Source organism: Sneathiella limimaris, assembly GCF_012932565.1.
Lineage (GTDB): Bacteria > Pseudomonadota > Alphaproteobacteria > Sneathiellales > Sneathiellaceae > Sneathiella > Sneathiella limimaris.
In genome coordinates, this window is record NZ_JABBYJ010000001.1 from 136,311 (window position 1) to 152,278 (window position 15,968).

Annotated in this window: 11 protein-coding genes; 5 read left to right on the top strand and 6 right to left on the bottom strand. The window is 43.8% G+C overall.

All coding sequences use genetic code 11. The features are described 5' to 3' along the window. Positions 1-39: 39 nt before the first annotated feature. From HH301_RS00680 to xrtD, 3 genes are all read left to right on the top strand, one after another. The gene (locus HH301_RS00680) at positions 40-1,692 is read left to right on the top strand and encodes a GumC family protein (RefSeq protein ID WP_169566114.1); all 1,653 of its coding nucleotides are present in this window, start codon (positions 40-42) and stop codon (positions 1,690-1,692) included. 9 nt (positions 1,693-1,701) lie between these two features. After that, positions 1,702-2,520 (top strand): AAA family ATPase, encoded by an 819-nt coding sequence (locus HH301_RS00685; RefSeq protein ID WP_206378107.1) that lies wholly within the window; start codon positions 1,702-1,704, stop codon positions 2,518-2,520. A gap of 92 nt (positions 2,521-2,612) precedes the next feature. Next, on the top strand, positions 2,613-4,160 hold the full coding sequence (gene xrtD, locus HH301_RS00690; protein WP_169566115.1) for a VPLPA-CTERM-specific exosortase XrtD: 1,548 nt from the start codon (positions 2,613-2,615) through the stop codon (positions 4,158-4,160). 2 nt (positions 4,161-4,162) lie between these two features. Here xrtD and HH301_RS00695 read toward each other — a convergent pair whose 3' ends face one another. The 3 genes from HH301_RS00695 to HH301_RS00705 are packed head-to-tail and all read right to left on the bottom strand — an operon-like array spanning position 4,163 to position 8,568. Then, positions 4,163-5,086 carry a glycosyltransferase gene (locus HH301_RS00695; RefSeq protein ID WP_169566116.1) on the bottom strand — a complete coding sequence of 308 codons (924 nt, stop codon included), beginning with the start codon at positions 5,084-5,086 and terminating at the stop codon, positions 4,163-4,165. A gap of 20 nt (positions 5,087-5,106) precedes the next feature. Then, positions 5,107-6,417: an HlyD family type I secretion periplasmic adaptor subunit gene (locus HH301_RS00700; protein ID WP_169566117.1), complete on the bottom strand. Its 1,311-nt coding sequence runs from the start codon at positions 6,415-6,417 to the stop codon at positions 5,107-5,109. 30 nt (positions 6,418-6,447) lie between these two features. Then, the gene (locus HH301_RS00705) at positions 6,448-8,568 is read right to left on the bottom strand and encodes a type I secretion system permease/ATPase (RefSeq protein WP_169566118.1); all 2,121 of its coding nucleotides are present in this window, start codon (positions 8,566-8,568) and stop codon (positions 6,448-6,450) included. A 307-nt stretch (positions 8,569-8,875) separates the two neighbouring features. Here HH301_RS00705 and HH301_RS00710 point away from each other — a divergent pair, with 307 nt between their 5' ends. Next, positions 8,876-9,451, top strand: coding sequence for an XrtA/PEP-CTERM system exopolysaccharide export protein (locus HH301_RS00710; RefSeq protein WP_169569445.1), 576 nt, complete (start codon positions 8,876-8,878; stop codon positions 9,449-9,451). 49 nt (positions 9,452-9,500) lie between these two features. Further along, positions 9,501-10,973, top strand: coding sequence for a TIGR03016 family PEP-CTERM system-associated outer membrane protein (locus HH301_RS00715; protein WP_169566119.1), 1,473 nt, complete (start codon positions 9,501-9,503; stop codon positions 10,971-10,973). Positions 10,974-10,975: 2 nt separating this feature from the next. Here HH301_RS00715 and HH301_RS00720 read toward each other — a convergent pair whose 3' ends face one another. The 3 genes from HH301_RS00720 to HH301_RS00730 all read right to left on the bottom strand — a co-directional run bounded on the left by HH301_RS00720 (position 10,976) and on the right by HH301_RS00730 (position 15,750). Next, a complete protein-coding gene (locus HH301_RS00720) occupies positions 10,976-12,268 on the bottom strand; it encodes a choice-of-anchor Q domain-containing protein (RefSeq protein WP_169566120.1) in 1,293 nt (430 codons plus the stop codon). A 15-nt stretch (positions 12,269-12,283) separates the two neighbouring features. Beyond that, positions 12,284-13,264: an ExeA family protein gene (locus HH301_RS00725; protein ID WP_206378109.1), complete on the bottom strand. Its 981-nt coding sequence runs from the start codon at positions 13,262-13,264 to the stop codon at positions 12,284-12,286. A 65-nt stretch (positions 13,265-13,329) separates the two neighbouring features. Next, positions 13,330-15,750, bottom strand: coding sequence for a tetratricopeptide repeat protein (locus HH301_RS00730; RefSeq protein ID WP_169566121.1), 2,421 nt, complete (start codon positions 15,748-15,750; stop codon positions 13,330-13,332). Positions 15,751-15,968 lie beyond the last annotated feature (218 nt).

Here is a 15,968-nt window from a genome sequence, read left to right on the forward strand (position 1 = left end):
CAATCTGCGTAGCTGGAATAGTGAAAACAAGAGCCTGATATGACAACTGAATATTACAATATGGAAGAAGAGGAAAGCTCCTTCGATTTTTCGCAGATTTTGTCGATCGCGAAACGGCGTTTCTTTTTCTTTTTGATACCTGCAATGCTGGGTGCAATATTAGCAGTTGTCGTCGTTTACTTGATCCCGCAACGTTATGAATCCCTTGGCACCGTTCTCGTTGAAAGCCAACAAATCCCTGTAGAACTTGTTCAATCGACCGTGACATCAGACCCTAATCAGCGGATTACGACAATTCGACAACGTGTCATGACACGGAGTAATCTTGTCAAGATTATAGATAAGTATGACGTTTTTGCTGAAGATCGCAAAAGATTATCAGTAACCCAGCTAGTAGAACAGATGCAGGAGCGTATACTTCTAGACGTAATTACTTCTCAGGTAGGGTCAAGTATAAGAAACACTGCAACAATTGCCTTTAAGGTTGGTTTTCAGCATGAAGACCCTAATATTTCTGCAAAAGTAGCGAACGAGTTTGTAACTCTATTTTTAAGTGAAAATGTAAAAACACGGACAGAAAGAGCGACAGAAACAACTCAATTCCTTGAACAGGAGGCTGAAAAGCTCAAAGTAGAGCTCAACAAAGCGGAAGCTGCGATATCTGATTACAAACGAAAACATAGCAATAGCCTGCCAGAACATCTAAATATTAGAATGGGAACGCTAGAAAGGACCGAGGCAGAAATTAAGTCTCTTCAGCTCCAAATTGAAAACTTAATAGAAGAAAGAAAGTATCTCGAACTCGAGCTATCTTCAGCTGAGTCAGGCAATTTTTCCCAGTCAGGTGTTTCTGAAACTCCCGAAAACACGACACAGTTGGAGCTTGAAAAAGCAAAAGACCAACTAACAAATTCCTTATCTCAGCTCACTGATAAACACCCAACGGTTAAAGGCCTTCGAAGAAAAGTCGAAGCTCTAGAAGCTCAATTGCGGGAAGAATTAGCAACAAACACCGAGGAAAAGGATTCCATAAAATCCTTCAGTCCCTCCAAGCAAAGGCTTTTGGATCGAATCCAAATTCGATTAGACTCTAATTCTAAAGCTATTGCAGCTGCCAATGAAAACCTGAGTAAATTACGTGAAAAAGCAGCGAATACCGAGGAATTGATCCTCAAAACTCCTGAAGTTGAAAGGCAATTGGTTGTCTTCAACAGAAATTACAATGAAATACTTGAAAAATATGCAGAACTTGAAGCGAAACAAGGCAAGGCCAAGCTGGCTCAAAACCTTGAGGAAGAGAAAAAGGCTGAACGTTTCGTTCTGTTAGAGCCACCTATTGTCCCTACGGAGCCCGTTTGGCCAAACCGCCCAAAATTTATAGGAATTGGAGTATTTCTTGCGTTTTCAGCGGGCATTGGTACTGCAGTTCTGATAGAATTAGTAGATCGGCGGGTAAGAACCGCAAAAGAACTGGAAAAGCTTCTAAAGAGTCCACCGCTCGTCACAATTCCCTACATCAAGACACAGCGAGATATTCAGAAAAAACGTTATAAACTCGGTGCCATCCTTTTAGCACCAGCCCTAGTTATGACGGCTGGTGCTGCGATGATCCATTTCTTTTATAAACCACTAGATTTACTGTTTTACAGAATATGGGCGATGGTCGAACGCCTAAATATTTTGCCATTTTAGGAGGCCGATGTGGAACGGATTAAAGATGCCATTTCCAAGGCACGAGAAACTCAAGGCCGCTCCCCAGATTTGGGAGTAAGAAAGGCTGTTCGTCCTGTCAACAAAGCTCATGAGGCCGATCAAGAAGACATTTCCTATAGCCAAACTCAAGTTATTGAGCTCAACACCAAGCATCTAGAGGCCAATCGGATCATCACCTTTGACAGTGAGGATCCGGACGCTGTAGCCTTTGATGTCCTCAGAACGCAAGTCTTGAGCAAAATGGAAGAAAACGGTTGGAAGACTCTGGGTATTACTAGCCCATCACCAGAATGCGGCAAAACAGTAGTATCACTTAATTTGGCCTTGAGTATAGCGAAACAGACAGATAAAACCGCGCTTGTAGCAGATTTCGACTTGCGTCGCCCTCGAATTTCGAGATATTTGGGCATTCATCCTGAAAAAAGCCTTTTCGACGTCTTTAACAATGATGCAGAAGTCCAGGACGTTTTGATTAACCCAAGCTTCCCGCGGCTGGTCGTCTTACCGAATAACACACCTGTAAAAAATTCTGCCGAGACTTTGATGTCCAAGAAAGCTAAGGCTCTGGTACAGGAACTTCGCAACCGATATCAAAACAGAATTGTAATTTTTGATTTACCACCACTTATGGCAGGCGATGACACCATTGCCTTCTTACCGCAGGTAGATTGTGTCTTGCTCGTTGTGGCCAGCGGTGAAACAAAACCTGTTGAGGTGAAAGAAGCTCGCCGTCAAATACAGTCCAACAATCTATTGGGCGTCGTTCTAAATAAGGCGAACGAACGTCAAACTCATTATTATTACTAGGTTTGATTGAATTTTTAGGATTCCCCCATATATCTTCGAGATTAATGGGAAAACATGAACATCACTTTATTGGGGGACGATAAGTGACACAAATGACTGATACTACCGGCCAGCAACAACCAGATTGGTCAAAATACTTGCTTCCTGTCAGTTTAATCCTGGTCTTAGTCTTCTATTTCCCAGATGCCCATCTTCTTTGGGACGCCTGGATGAATTCTGAAGAATTCAGTCACGGCCCTTTGATGCTCGCTGTTTCGCTATATCTTCTCTGGAAAAGACGCGAGTTATTGAAACGCCCTGATAATAAGGGTCGATTTATCGGTGTAGCAATCACAGCCTTTTCAATTGTGGTATATTCTCTGGCAATCAAGGCTGGGATTGAGAATGTCCGTCACCTCAGTACATTTGCTATTATTTTTGGACTTTTCCTAACTTTTGGTGGGTTCGCTTACGCCCGTTTTGTTTTTCCTTCGCTGATACTTTTACCTTTCGTTGTCCCCCCTCCAAGCTTTTTAAACTCCAATCTCTCATACGGGTTGCAACTTTTTTCATCGGATGTCAGTGTTTTCTGGCTGCGCTCGATCGGAATTACCGTCTTTCAAGATGGTAATATCATTGACCTTGGCAAAATGAAGCTTGAAGTCGCCGAAGCATGCAGCGGTTTGAGATACCTATACCCGATGATCGGCCTTGGCGCTCTTTCAGGGATGCTCTTTGACATCAAACTCTGGAAACGCATACTCTTTCTGATTTTGGCAGCAGCTGTTTCTATTTTTATGAACAGCGTCCGGATTTTCTTAACGGGTGCGTTTGTTGAATTCACGGATATGGGTGTCTCAGAAGGCTTTTTTCACCTATTTGAAGGTTGGGTTTTCTTCCTTATCTCCTTTGCCCTGACTTTGGCAGTGTGTTGGCTGACACTCACCAAGAAGGAGAAAGCAACAATAGGTAACGGGGTTCTGAAAATTGAGCCTGGATCGGAAACAATCTATCAAACACGATCTCAAACACCTGTTTATGCTGTAATCGCCCTGTGTGTATGTCTTGTGCCTCTATCATTCGCGCTTCGCTCCATTGATCCTGTTATTCCTGAAAGAGACTCCTTTGCCAGCTTCCCTCTCTTGATTGACGGAATGATTGCGGAAGAAGATCAATTGCCTAGGATTGAGCAGGAGATCCTCCAAATGAGCGACTATTATCTTGGCCACTACCGAGCTGAAGGATTACCTCCAATTACGTTGTTTGCTGGTTATTATGAACAGCAATCTGCTGGCCGCACACCTCATTCGCCACGAGTATGCATACCTTCAGGTGGTTGGAAAATTACTGATCTGACAACGATTTCCCTCAATAACAACGGAATTTCAGTACCTGTAAATCGGGTCATGATTGGCAAAGGTGAACAAAAACTACTTGTTTACTACTGGTTCCAGCAACGAGGCAAATACATCGCCAACGAATATATGGCAAAATTCAACTTGTTGCTTGGCGGCTTAAAGTCAAACCGCACAGACGGAGCTTTAATTCGCCTATCGATGCCGGTAGGGACCGAAATGTCTGAAGTTGTTGCGGATCAGCGTCTTGCTGATTTTGCAGGTGAACTGTTTGAGATTCTTCCAAAATTTATTCCTAACGAATGAACTTATCTAACATAATTTTTCCTATTTCTCTGGTCCACAATCTTACGAAACGTTTGCATGAATTTGTTATTAAACCCACTCAGTAAATACTCTACCCAGACTACAAGGAAAGACGAAACCCAAGGATCACCTGTTATCTGTGCATTTTTAAATAAGGATAGGTTGAACTCGTCGGTTTCTTTTAATTCTTTTGCTAGAATTGATAATAAAGAAGATCTTTTCATGGGACGAAAACTCTGCGGAAAATGGAATATAACAGGATCATCGGTTCTAACATTTGGATGTTTCATAAAGAGATTGAACCGATTGCTAATAGATAATGTAGAAACCCCACTTTCATATAACGCAGAATTAAAAGAAGGTTGATCAGCATTTACTCCTGATTTATCGTAAGTCCTCCATTTTAGCCACTTCTCGCACCAAAGCTGAGAAAAAGCACGAGTGGTTTTTGTATCCCTTATAAAAAATACCCCTGCGTTAAAATATTCAGTAGGAGAGAGTACCCACTCTAAATCACAAATACTTTTTTCCAACCAGCCCTCAGTTTCAGGTGAGGAATCGATAATGTTTACAGCGGCAAATTCAAACTTATGCTCATAAAGTTCTGACAAATCATTTATCGGAAGTGTATCGCTATCCAAATATACAAAGTCTCCTTCGACCATTAACCGCAAGTTTGCTTTTAACCACCTGCTCCTCTCCCTTTCCGTTCCATTAAATGAGGCAATTGATAATATGACGTTTGGAATATCCAAAATTTGATGATTTATTGAACGCAAGGCTTCAATTGTTTTGCAATCTACACAAAGAAAAATCCGATATTTATGTTTTAAGTGCCTCAACGCATGCATACTCGTCAGAGCCCAATCAGCAAAGTCGGTTTTCTTAGCATTGCAGATAACTGCATATACGACTTGATATTCCATTAGCACATCCCCCTTGCCGCCTACTGCTCTGTCATCGCCCGTCTAAAGCTCGATAAAATTGGTTTCATGATATACTGGAGGGCGGTCCGTTCTCCAGTTGAAATCATTACGTCAGCCTGCATCCCTGGACGCAACTGATCAATTTGCAGATTTGCAACCTCCAGGTTATCGATTTGGACCTGTGTTTGGTAGTATGTCTCACCCGTACGATCATTTGTCAGGCTGTCAGCGGAAACATTAACAACTGTCCCCTCTGCAGGTGAGACTTCTCGCTGGCTAAAGGCGGGAAAAGTAATTCGGGCTTTCGCGCCGATATTTACGACATCAATATCGGTCGGATTGACTTTTGCTTCGACGATCAACTTCTGGTTCACCGGAACAATTTCCATTAAGGCTTCACCACTGCTAATGACACCCCCGGCTGTATGAACGGCCATGTTCACAATGACGCCTTTTGTAGGGGCTTTAATGTCTGTGCGACGCAAGATATCAAGAGACGATTTCTCCTGTTCTTCAAGATCAAAAAGTTGCGCCTGAACGGTTTTCAATCCTTCAACAGCTTCGTTTAACACTGCATTTTGCAGTTCATTAATTTGAAGTTCAATCTCACCGATAGCCTGCTTTGTCTGTGCTATTCGAGCGACACTTTGGCTTCTCGCACCGGTCAGCTCGGCAGCCTGTCGCTGTAAAGCTCGCAAGCGGGTCATTTTCGCAAGTTTCTTACGAACTAAGGTCTCAACATCCTTCAGCTCCAAGCCAATAAGTTTTATCTGTTGATTTGTTGACGCTATCTGATTTTCAAGGCCCCGAATTTCCTCGGTCATTTGCGCAATTTTTTGTCTCAAAATTGTGATTTGGCCCTCTCTAGCCAATCGGCGAGCCTGGAAAATATTCTGCTGGCTCTCCATCGCCTTGACTACATTTGGATCATCCTGGCGTGATAGCAACCACTCCGGAAATGCGATAGCCGAAACATTATCTCTTTCTGCTTCGAAGCGCGCTTTTTCCGCCAAAGAAACCATTTTCCTTCCGTAAACGAGTTGCAGTGACGCCTGCGCTTGTGTCTGGTCCAGCTCCACAAGGGTTTCACCCTCTTCAACAACTTGACCGTCTTTCACCAAAATTTTGCTAACGATACCGCCTTCCAAGTGCTGAATTGTCTTCCGGCTGCCTTCGACACTAACCACACCGCTTGCAATTGCAGCACTTCCGAGGGGTGCGAGAGCCGCCCATCCCCCAAATCCACCAAAAAAGGCCAACACAATAAAAATGCCAACCCATACAGGCTTGGAAATTCCAATCGCATCCGATGCAGTTTGTTGCCCACTCATGTCTTTGGTGTTCCTACTCTAATGACAACTTTAGGTGCCCACACCTTTTAGCTTGCGCAGCATATTTGCTTTATCTCCGGCGGCATAGAGCTGAAAAATCTCTTCAACTTCTGCTTCACTGAGCTCCCGTCCGGCTAGAGATAAAATTTCAGTCTTTACTTCCGGGCTTATCTCGACTGCGGTCACTTCTTCTTTACCGGCAGTTTGTGCAATTGATTGCACATTAGGGTTTCTCGGCGATGCTGCACCGTTTTGCGAAGCTCTTTTACGAGCTCGATCTGCATTTCGTTGCTTAATTGATTGAAGACGAGACATTCTGGAAGCAGCAGCCTTCTTAGCCGCATCGGCAGAATTTGCAGCTGATGCAGCAGGTAACCTTGCAACTTGACTTGTTTTCTTTTCACTGCCTTCAAGCTCCAGATTTGCGTCTGCTTCCTCGGCCGTAAATCGACCTGGACCAGCGACACCAAGATGCTTAGGGCCCTGTAATTTTTCGAGAATTTCATCCCGATACCCAAAATCATCTACCATTCCATTTCGAAGAACGACGATTTTATCCGCATAACGCAAAACATTTGGCCGATGCGCAACAACAATGATGGTCATTCCCTCTCCTGACAATGCATCCATTGCCTCCATCAAAGCTGTTTCACCTTCACTATCCAGATTAGCGTTTGGCTCGTCCAATACCAGCAAGCAAGGGTTTCCATATATGGCACGGGCAAGCGCTATTCGTTGCCGTTGACCACCAGAAAGAGCCATTCCGCCGTCGCCAATTTCTGTTTCATACCCCTTTTCCATACGCAGAATCATTTCGTGAACGCCTGCTTTCTTTGCAGCTTCCACAACAGAATCTGGATCACCTTCGGCCATACGGGAAATATTTTCTTTAATCGTCCCGGCAAACAATTCAACATCTTGCGGAAGATACCCAACATACTGGCCACGGTCACGCGCAGGCCATTCTGAAACGTCCATATTATCGAGACGAGCCTGACCAGTTCGGGGACTCAGATTTCCAACAATTATTCTGGCAAGGGTCGATTTTCCCGCAGCTGTCGGTCCAATAAGTCCAACGATTTCACCTGCCTTGATTTTGAAACTGACGTTGCGAAGTACCGGCTCGGAATGACCAGGATGAACATAACTTACATTTTCAACATCGATATTTCCCTTAGGTCTGGGAAGCGGCATTGTCTTTGGATCAAGTTCCGTATTGCTGATTTTAGCCTTTAGTCTTGCGTAAGCCGAGCGGGCCCCGACAAAACCTTTCCAGGTTCCAATTGCTTGCTCAACTGGGGCAAGCGCTCTGCCCATTATCATAGAGCCAGCAATCATTGAACCTGCTGTCATTTCCCCCTGTATAACCAGCCAGGCACCTGCACTCGACACGCCAATTTGCAAAACCATTCGGAGAAACTTAGATGCGGATGTAACCAATCCACCCAAATCACTCGCTCTCGCCTGCATCTCCAGAGCCTTAGAATTGGTCGTGTTCCATTTAGCCAGAAGATTAGGCAGCATTCCCATAGCTTCGATGACATCAGCATTTCGTGAGGCGGCTTCCGCCTGCCCCATTGCCTCAATACTGCTGTGGCTTGCCTGTGCCAAAGATCGACGCGTGATAATTTCGTTCAAAAGTGCGAGGGAGAACAGCATCCCCGCCCCTGCTAAGGCTATCCCACCCAATATTGGATGCAGTAAAAACATTAACAGCATGAACAATGGTGCAAAAGGTGCATCAAGTATGGGGAATATCCCTGCACCTGTTAAAAATGACCTGAAGGTTGCCAAATCCCGCAGCCCCTGAACGTTAGCATCCTCACCCTGTTTTAGGGTCGCGTATATGCTTGCGGTGAGAGCAACGCCCCCTAGACGACGATCTAGCCAACCACTTAGGCGCACCATTACATAAGTTCTGACAGCTTCAAGAGCTGCCATCGTTAAAAGTGCACCAATGGCGATCAGCATTAGCATTATCAAGGTGTCGGTATTCTGACTGGAAATAACCCGATCAAATACCTGCATCATGTAAAGGGGGGCCGTAAGCATCAGCAAATTTATGCACAACCCAAAAATGGCTATGACAATAAATACCCGACGACACTTTGCCAGTGTCTCTTTCAGGAGGACTATTCCTTTTTCCTTCACAGCCGTCTCACCGCACTACCTGATTTGTATTTGAATTTTAAGACCAAGAACTGAATCTATGCCTCTATTTTCAAATAGAAATGGCATAACTGTGGCAAACGTTGCGAAATCACCACGAATTCGCCAATTATTGGTCAAAAAAAGCAAACCACTACTTTTATTGATGCTTGAAATACGGTTATAGTCCAACGATAGTGAACATAGATTTAATACGGCTCAAAAATGTTGGCATGCCAGCCGGCGGGAGGCTTATGTGAAAATATTATCTGTACTTGGCTTTTGGACGCGTCTTGCAGTTGTAGGCCTAATGACAACACTGGCGGCGTGTGCATCGAATCCAGATATTTCGGGGGAAGCTCCAACATCTCTTAAAAATGCTCCAGAATACATCATTGGTGCTCATGATGAGCTGAGTGTATTTGTCTGGCAAAACCCTGATCTTTCTGTGACTGTTCCAGTTCGCCCAGATGGAAAGGTTTCGACACCTTTGATTGGCGACATTCAGGCCGCTGAAAAAACAGCGACACAACTGGCAAAAGATATCTCTGCAAAATTGACAGAATATATTGTGGACCCAGTTGTAACCGTATCAGTCACCAAATTCGCAGGGCCTTACAGCCAGCAAGTTCGTATCGTCGGACAAGCTGTTCAGCCGATGGCCATTTCATTTAATGACAAGATGACTGTTCTTGATGCGATGATTGCAGTTGGCGGAATCACTGAATTTGCAGCGGGCAACCGATCCATCATAGTTCGGTATGAAAACGGTGAGAAGAAAACATATCGTGTCCGGCTCGGGGATTTGTTGCTGGATGGAGACGTTTCAGCCAATGTTCCTCTAGTGCCTGGTGATATAATCATTATTCCTGAAAGCTGGTTCTAGGTCTGGCTTAAATTCGATTTGAACCATTCTCTAGTAGTGGAATAGTGCATTGCCGTTCGAATATACTTGGACATATCAACTGAAAAAGCGGAAGCGCAGCATCCTTTCTTTTGCTGCTTCCGCTTTGGCGTGTTCCTGCCTTGTCGCACCTGCTGCGATCGCGGAAGAAATCTGGGAATTCACCCCATATGTGGGCGTTAGCGAGCAATTTACAGACAATGTGTTCAGCTCAACTTCGGACGAGAAAAGCGATTTCATCACCAGTATCGATTTGGGCTTTAATACATCGCGCACGTCAAATCGGAGCGACTTCGACTTTTCATATTCTGTTTCTCAAGACTACTACGCCAAGTATCATGAACTAGATGGCTACCGGCAAAATGTCGTTGGTAACGGGACACTGGAAATCCTGGACGACCATCTATTCCTGGATGGCCGGGTCACTTTTACTGAAGAAACACTGGGTGCCACTGGCCCAACAACAGCGACAGACAGAACTCAATCCGATGATCGCACGCAAGTATTGAATGCCAGTATAAGCCCCTACTATATTTACAACTATCAAGATTGGGTCATTACAACTGCGAAATACGGCTACACCGAAACTCGGTTTTTCAAGCCGAACGTAGGAGAGAGTTCGACGGACCCCTCAAACCAAAAAACCAACGAATTTCAACTTAATCTCGCGAGTGGAGTTCGTTTTGACACTTTCCGTTGGAGCGTGAACAACCGATACCAATTCTCCGAATCTGATGTGGGCGATGAATTCGAACACGGTTCTGTAACGGTGAACGGCGAAATACCAATCAACCGGATGTTCTCCATTCTCGGTACTATCGGCTACGACGCCTTTGATATCAACTCGATCAGTGACGAAGACGATTTAGAAGGTGTTTTTGGCGGGGCTGGCGTCCGCTTTCATCCAAATTCAAGAACCGATGCAAGCTTTCAGGTTGGTCATCGGTTTGACGATGTTGTCTATGACATGAATGTCGAATACCGACCAACAAGTCAGGATAGTTTTACAGCGACCTATACGGTTTCTGTGAATTCTGCGGACAATAGCCTAGCCAGCACCGACATTCTGGACGAACAAGGAGATCTTATTCGCCCAAATTTCAACAGCACGCGATACATTGATGATGTAACAAAATCAAAAACATTCCAATTTGCTTGGAATGGCTCTCGCGGGAAAAGTGCCTACCGCCTAGCAGGTAATTTTATAGAACGAGAAATATTAGCAACGGATGGCAGTGAGGCTATTTTGGGTGTGAATGGTCGCTTTTCTCGTCAGTTGACTAAACGCGCTCGCTTGAACCTCAACGCCAGGGTTTCTGATATAATCGACGGTGAAACGGTAGCCTCTGAAGAGACAAGCTATAATTTTGGTACAAGCTACTCTTATGAGTTTGGAAATGGCTTAACCGGAACCGCGTCTTATGATCTTCTCTCCAAGGATAATGATACCACTGGCGATATAGTGGAAAATGCCTTCACTATATCTATCCGCAAGACCTTCTAAAACTATTCTTGAAATTCGAACGCACCAACATCCGTTTTCATACCAGACGGTCGCGGATTTCCATCAAAATCTTCCGTCACACCTAAACCATCCATCCCCGCGTCGATTGCGCGACTTCCAGACTTCAAACGAAAATCATTATTTTTAGGGTCCATGAATAAGATGTTTGGATTTCTCAATAACTGGTTTGACGTTCTCAAAATAGTCTTCTCAGGGATGTTATATGCTGTCGACAAATTATTTGCCACTAGATTACCGTATGGAGGTGATAGCTCAACGGAGTTTGTTAACCTGATCCAAGCGGGGCCAGGCTTGAGGCCATTTGGATCAAAAACGGTATTATTCAAAATCCTAACATTTTTACCTCCCTGAACAGTAATGCCATGCCAATGGTCTACAACAATAACATTATTTTTGATTTCCCAGTCTATAAATGTCTTACCAAAAAGCCCGATTCCCTGCATAGTACAATAAGGCCTGTTTTCATCAGAAGTATTAGCAATTATTAAATTTTTAAAGAGCTTCACATTCCTAACAGCCCCCGCGCCAGGTCGCCCTTTTTCATTAGTACTCCATGATTGGAAGCCATCATCATGATTGTCATTCACTGAGTGACAGTTCTTTACGATATTTTTCTCAAAGACAGAATTATCCCCCAATCCACGCATACCATCACCAGCGAAGTCTTCAATGGTGTTTCCATACACTCGTGAGTATTTGCCTAACGTAGAAATTCCAAAGTTAACATTCCTAATATGATTTAGTTCAAAGTTCACATTCTCTGCAAACGAAAAAATTCCCGACTTAAGATTTTGATTCCACTGGTTCTTACTCCAGCCCGTTGTATCTTCAGCTGACTGAATTAGAGAGTTTTCGATTGAGATATTAGAAGATTTTTTTTCAATCATGAGCAAATTCATATTTTTAAAATAATCAATGCCATCAGAATTAATCATAATTCCACTTAGTGTAATGTGCGATGATCGATTTATGTATACTTGAGAAAAAATCGCCTTATGTTTTATTAGTGATTTGAATACTGTTTCAGAAGACATATTGAGATTTTTCAATTCCAAACTTCCGTAGTAACCTGGGTAAAGAATTACTGTATCTCCTGCAGACAACTTGCCCGACCTCAGTAATGCCCTAATCGTTTGAAAGGTATGCTTATTGCTTACTTGACTATTATTCTCAAGGCCCGGTTCTGGATTTATAAAATATTCTTTCGCGAACGCCTCAGGATGCAATTGATACAAAGAAAAACAGCTAGTAAGTACGAGTAAAATTCGAAACATAAAATCTCCAAATGGCTAGCTTTGCAGTTTCTCCAAAAGCAAACGAGCCAACTCTTTATCTCGAATAATCAAGGCTGGTTCATCGTCCTCATCAAGCTTCTCGACGCTGGCTTTGGTACTTTGGGTTTGAGGCATAGGTGTTAAGTCATTCTCTTCACCCAATTTGAAGACACCGTGGTCTTTCTTATCCTGAATAACCTCATCAACAATAGCGCTATCAATTCGATCCGCCATTTGAGCAAACCCATACACCAAACAGGTATCACATAGAATATTGATGATACGAGGGACACCCCGACTCGCTTCAAAGACACGCTCGCAGGCCAGATCTGTAAACAAATCTTCGTGCCGGCCGGCGATTTCTAATCGGTGGCGGATATACTCCTTCACATCATCTTTAGACAAAGAAACCAGATGAAAATCAGAAGCTACGCGCTGCGCAAATTGCGTCAATTCAGGCGACTGAAGCAAATCCTTGAGCTGTGGCTGCCCCACCAAAATTAATTGCAAGAGCTGATCATTATCTGCATTGATGTTCGACAACAGTCTGAGCTGCTCAAGTAATTTGGGTCCCAAATTTTGAGCTTCATCAACAATCAAAATTGTCCGGCGACCTTGGGAATATTGATCTATCAAAAACGCTTGCAGCTGATCATGCAAAGCCACTTGGGACGGATTATCGTAGGGTTGATCAAAGGCCGACAAAACCCATTCCAGAAGATTTCCTCCTTGAATATTGGAGACAAGACCAACCGTATAATCTTCTTCGAGCCTGTTCAGGAGATGCCGAATTAAGGTCGTCTTCCCGCAACCAATTTCGCCCGTAATGACTGTAAAACCGGCATGGTTCATGACACCATATTCAAGCATTGCATAAGCAAGAGAATGGGTCCGGCCCCAGTAGATAAAATCTGGATCCGGTTGTATAGAAAAAGGCTTGTGATGCAGCCCGTAAAACTCTTCATACATTTGAACCAACCATTTGCTTATGCCCATAAAGAAGGGACCACCTGATACAATATAGGTGATCCCTTAACAAATAACGACTACTCAAGCCCTAATTAAGGTTTTTTAAGGGTCTCAAGTTGCTTTTTAGCGTCTTCCAGTTCAGCATAAGACTGTTTAGAGCCGGCCTCTACTGCTGCTTCAAACTCAGTTTTAGCGTCTGTGGTGTTCTTCTGAGCCAGATAAGCCATTCCAAGATGATATCTTAGAGTTCCAAACTGAGGCATTTTTTCAACTGCTTTTTCTAACAAATCCACAGCAATTTCATACTCACCCAATTTATAATGAATCCAACCGAGCGTATCCTGAAAGTGAGGAACCGTGGAGCTCCGGAACCGTTTTGCGTATGTATAAGCTTTTCTCAAATTTGCTTCATCGTCATACACAGTTGACATCAAACTCGCCAGATTATTGGCGACGATATCAACGTTTGGATTCCGTTCCAAAATTTTCTGATAGACCCCGATCGCATCTTTAAACTTTTGCTGCGTTTCATATAACCCTGCCTGGGCCATCTGCAGCATATAACTGTTTGGTAAGGCGCCTAACCCTTGATCCAAAGCTGCCTGAGCACCTTCAAAGTCTTTTTTACGCATATTATAGGTAAACAGTGTGTAGTACGCAGATGGATAGTCTGGTTTCTCCTTGATCACATTAGCGTAAATCTTCAAAGCATCTTCTTCACGATCCTGCGTAAGATATACCTGCGCTAGCAGCAACCTTGCTGCATAGTTGTCAGGGGTACCTTTCACAACACCCTGTAAGAACTCAATCGCCTCGTCGGGCTTGCCTTGAGCCATATAAAGTCGCGTCATAGCGACCATAGTATTTACACCTTGCGGCACACTCTCATGAGCTTGCTGGAAGGCCTCAAGACTTTTCTCCAGATCATTTTGCCCTGCATAAGAACGCCCAAGAATTTGTGATGAAACCACACTGTCTTTATCAATAGCTTCAATTTGCTTAGCAACGCTACGAGCACCCTCCCAATTCTTTTGCAGCAAATAAACCTGCGCCAGTGTTGTAAGGAGATTTCGATCCTTTGGCGCCCTGCTTAAACCATTCTGCAGAATTTCAGTAGCACGTTCGTAATTTTCCCGACGAACCTGGAATTGCGCATATTGCAATGTCGCTTGAGAGCCTCCTTTAGCCATTTTGAGGGCCGCATTAAAGCGATCATCAGCCAATTCCACAGCACCATTCATTTCATGCGCCCGGGCCAAAAGCAATGTTGCACGCGCATCTTCAGGTTGGTCTTTCAACGCGGAACGAAGATCCGTAATCGCTTCTTCAACTTTTCCTTGATCCAATGACATCGCAGCGCGCATAGTCAAAGCCTGCAAGTTCAGGCTATCAGCTGTCAATGTCTCCTCAATCAGACGGGCAACTTCGTCACCATTTCCTTCGCGAAGGAGAAGCTCAGCCATTTTCATGCGGGCAGTAAGGCCCTGTTCTTCAGTTCCAGCAGCGCTTATCACACCCTGCAACGTCGCTTTCGCAGCTTCTATTTCACCTTCGACAAGTTGCATTTCTGAGAGAGCAAGTTGATAGATATACTCATTTGGCTCTTCCTGAATAATCTTTCTCAATTCAGCTTTTGCAACTTCAATACCTGAAACAGACTGAAGATACCGAACCACATCTAGCTTAGCATTTGTGTCTTCAGGGTTAGCTTCAGCAATTGACCGTATTTCGGCCTCAGCTTTGTCTTTGTTTCCTTGCGCAAGATAAAAGCGTGTTAGGTTTGTTCTGAACTGCCGATTGTCAGGGTCAACCCTTATCAACTCCCGAAAAGTCTTTTCAATACCATCACTGTTTTTTTGCAACTGATAAACCCGCATCTTCGTTAGAAGAAGTGGAACACTTTCAGGATGAACCTTCTGACTATCTTCGATTGTTGCTAATGCACTCGCAAATTCTTTATCGCCAATCTGCTGAACTGCGACAACCAAGCTACCCTCTACATGCCCAGCTTCCAGCTGCAATGCTTTCTTAGCAGCCTCCAGTGCCTCTGTGGGTTGTTGCGCCTGTAAGTGCACAGAAGCTTTTAACGCCCAAACGTCGGCATTTTCTGGAGCCAAGCGAAGAACCAGCTCTGATTTTTCGCGAGCTTCTTCTGGACGGCCAGAGAACAACATAATCTTCCCGAGCCGAATTTGAGCCCCAACATGATTGGGATCAATTTCCACTGCCTTCATCAAATCACCAGCATATTGGCGAATTTTACCGCTCTTTTCTTCTAAAAGAGCCAGATAATACCAAGCATCGGCAATGTTCGGGTCTAATTGCAAAGCATTACGGAACTCAAGATCTGCTTTTTCAAAGTTCTCTTCTTCGAAAAGTTGTATCGCATTTTGATAATAGGCTTGTGCCTTTTCCTCAGGAGAGTCGCATGCTGCAAACCCTAGTAAAATCCCACTGAATGTTACGGTAACAAAGAATCTGGACAATGCCCGTCTGAGTTTTACTATTTTCATTAATTCCCCGCCTCAATATTTTCGACTTAAAAATGCGCGCAACTCAACCTATGAGTTTAACATGGATATAAGTTATCATCGACCCCTACCAACCGCATTCCTATAATAAAAGTTCTAAACACACTATTAAGATTTACAAATTCAACTAAACTTCTTCATTCTTATTTTTTTAAACTTTTTAAAGTTTTTTATAATTAGTTCAGATACAAAATTATTAA

Bases quoted from the DNA above. Each gene is read 5' to 3' on its own strand.
- HH301_RS00680 (WP_169566114.1), top strand. From the start codon at position 40: ATGACAACTGAATATTACAATATGGAAGAAGAGGAAAGCTCCTTCGAT.
- xrtD (WP_169566115.1), top strand. From the start codon at position 2,613: ATGACTGATACTACCGGCCAGCAACAACCAGATTGGTCAAAATACTTG.
- HH301_RS00695 (WP_169566116.1), bottom strand. From the start codon at position 5,086: ATGGAATATCAAGTCGTATATGCAGTTATCTGCAATGCTAAGAAAACC.
- HH301_RS00700 (WP_169566117.1), bottom strand. From the start codon at position 6,417: ATGAGTGGGCAACAAACTGCATCGGATGCGATTGGAATTTCCAAGCCT.
- HH301_RS00710 (WP_169569445.1), top strand. From the start codon at position 8,876: ATGACAACACTGGCGGCGTGTGCATCGAATCCAGATATTTCGGGGGAA.
- HH301_RS00720 (WP_169566120.1), bottom strand. From the start codon at position 12,268: ATGTTTCGAATTTTACTCGTACTTACTAGCTGTTTTTCTTTGTATCAA.
- HH301_RS00725 (WP_206378109.1), bottom strand. From the start codon at position 13,264: ATGGGCATAAGCAAATGGTTGGTTCAAATGTATGAAGAGTTTTACGGG.
- HH301_RS00730 (WP_169566121.1), bottom strand. From the start codon at position 15,750: ATGAAAATAGTAAAACTCAGACGGGCATTGTCCAGATTCTTTGTTACC.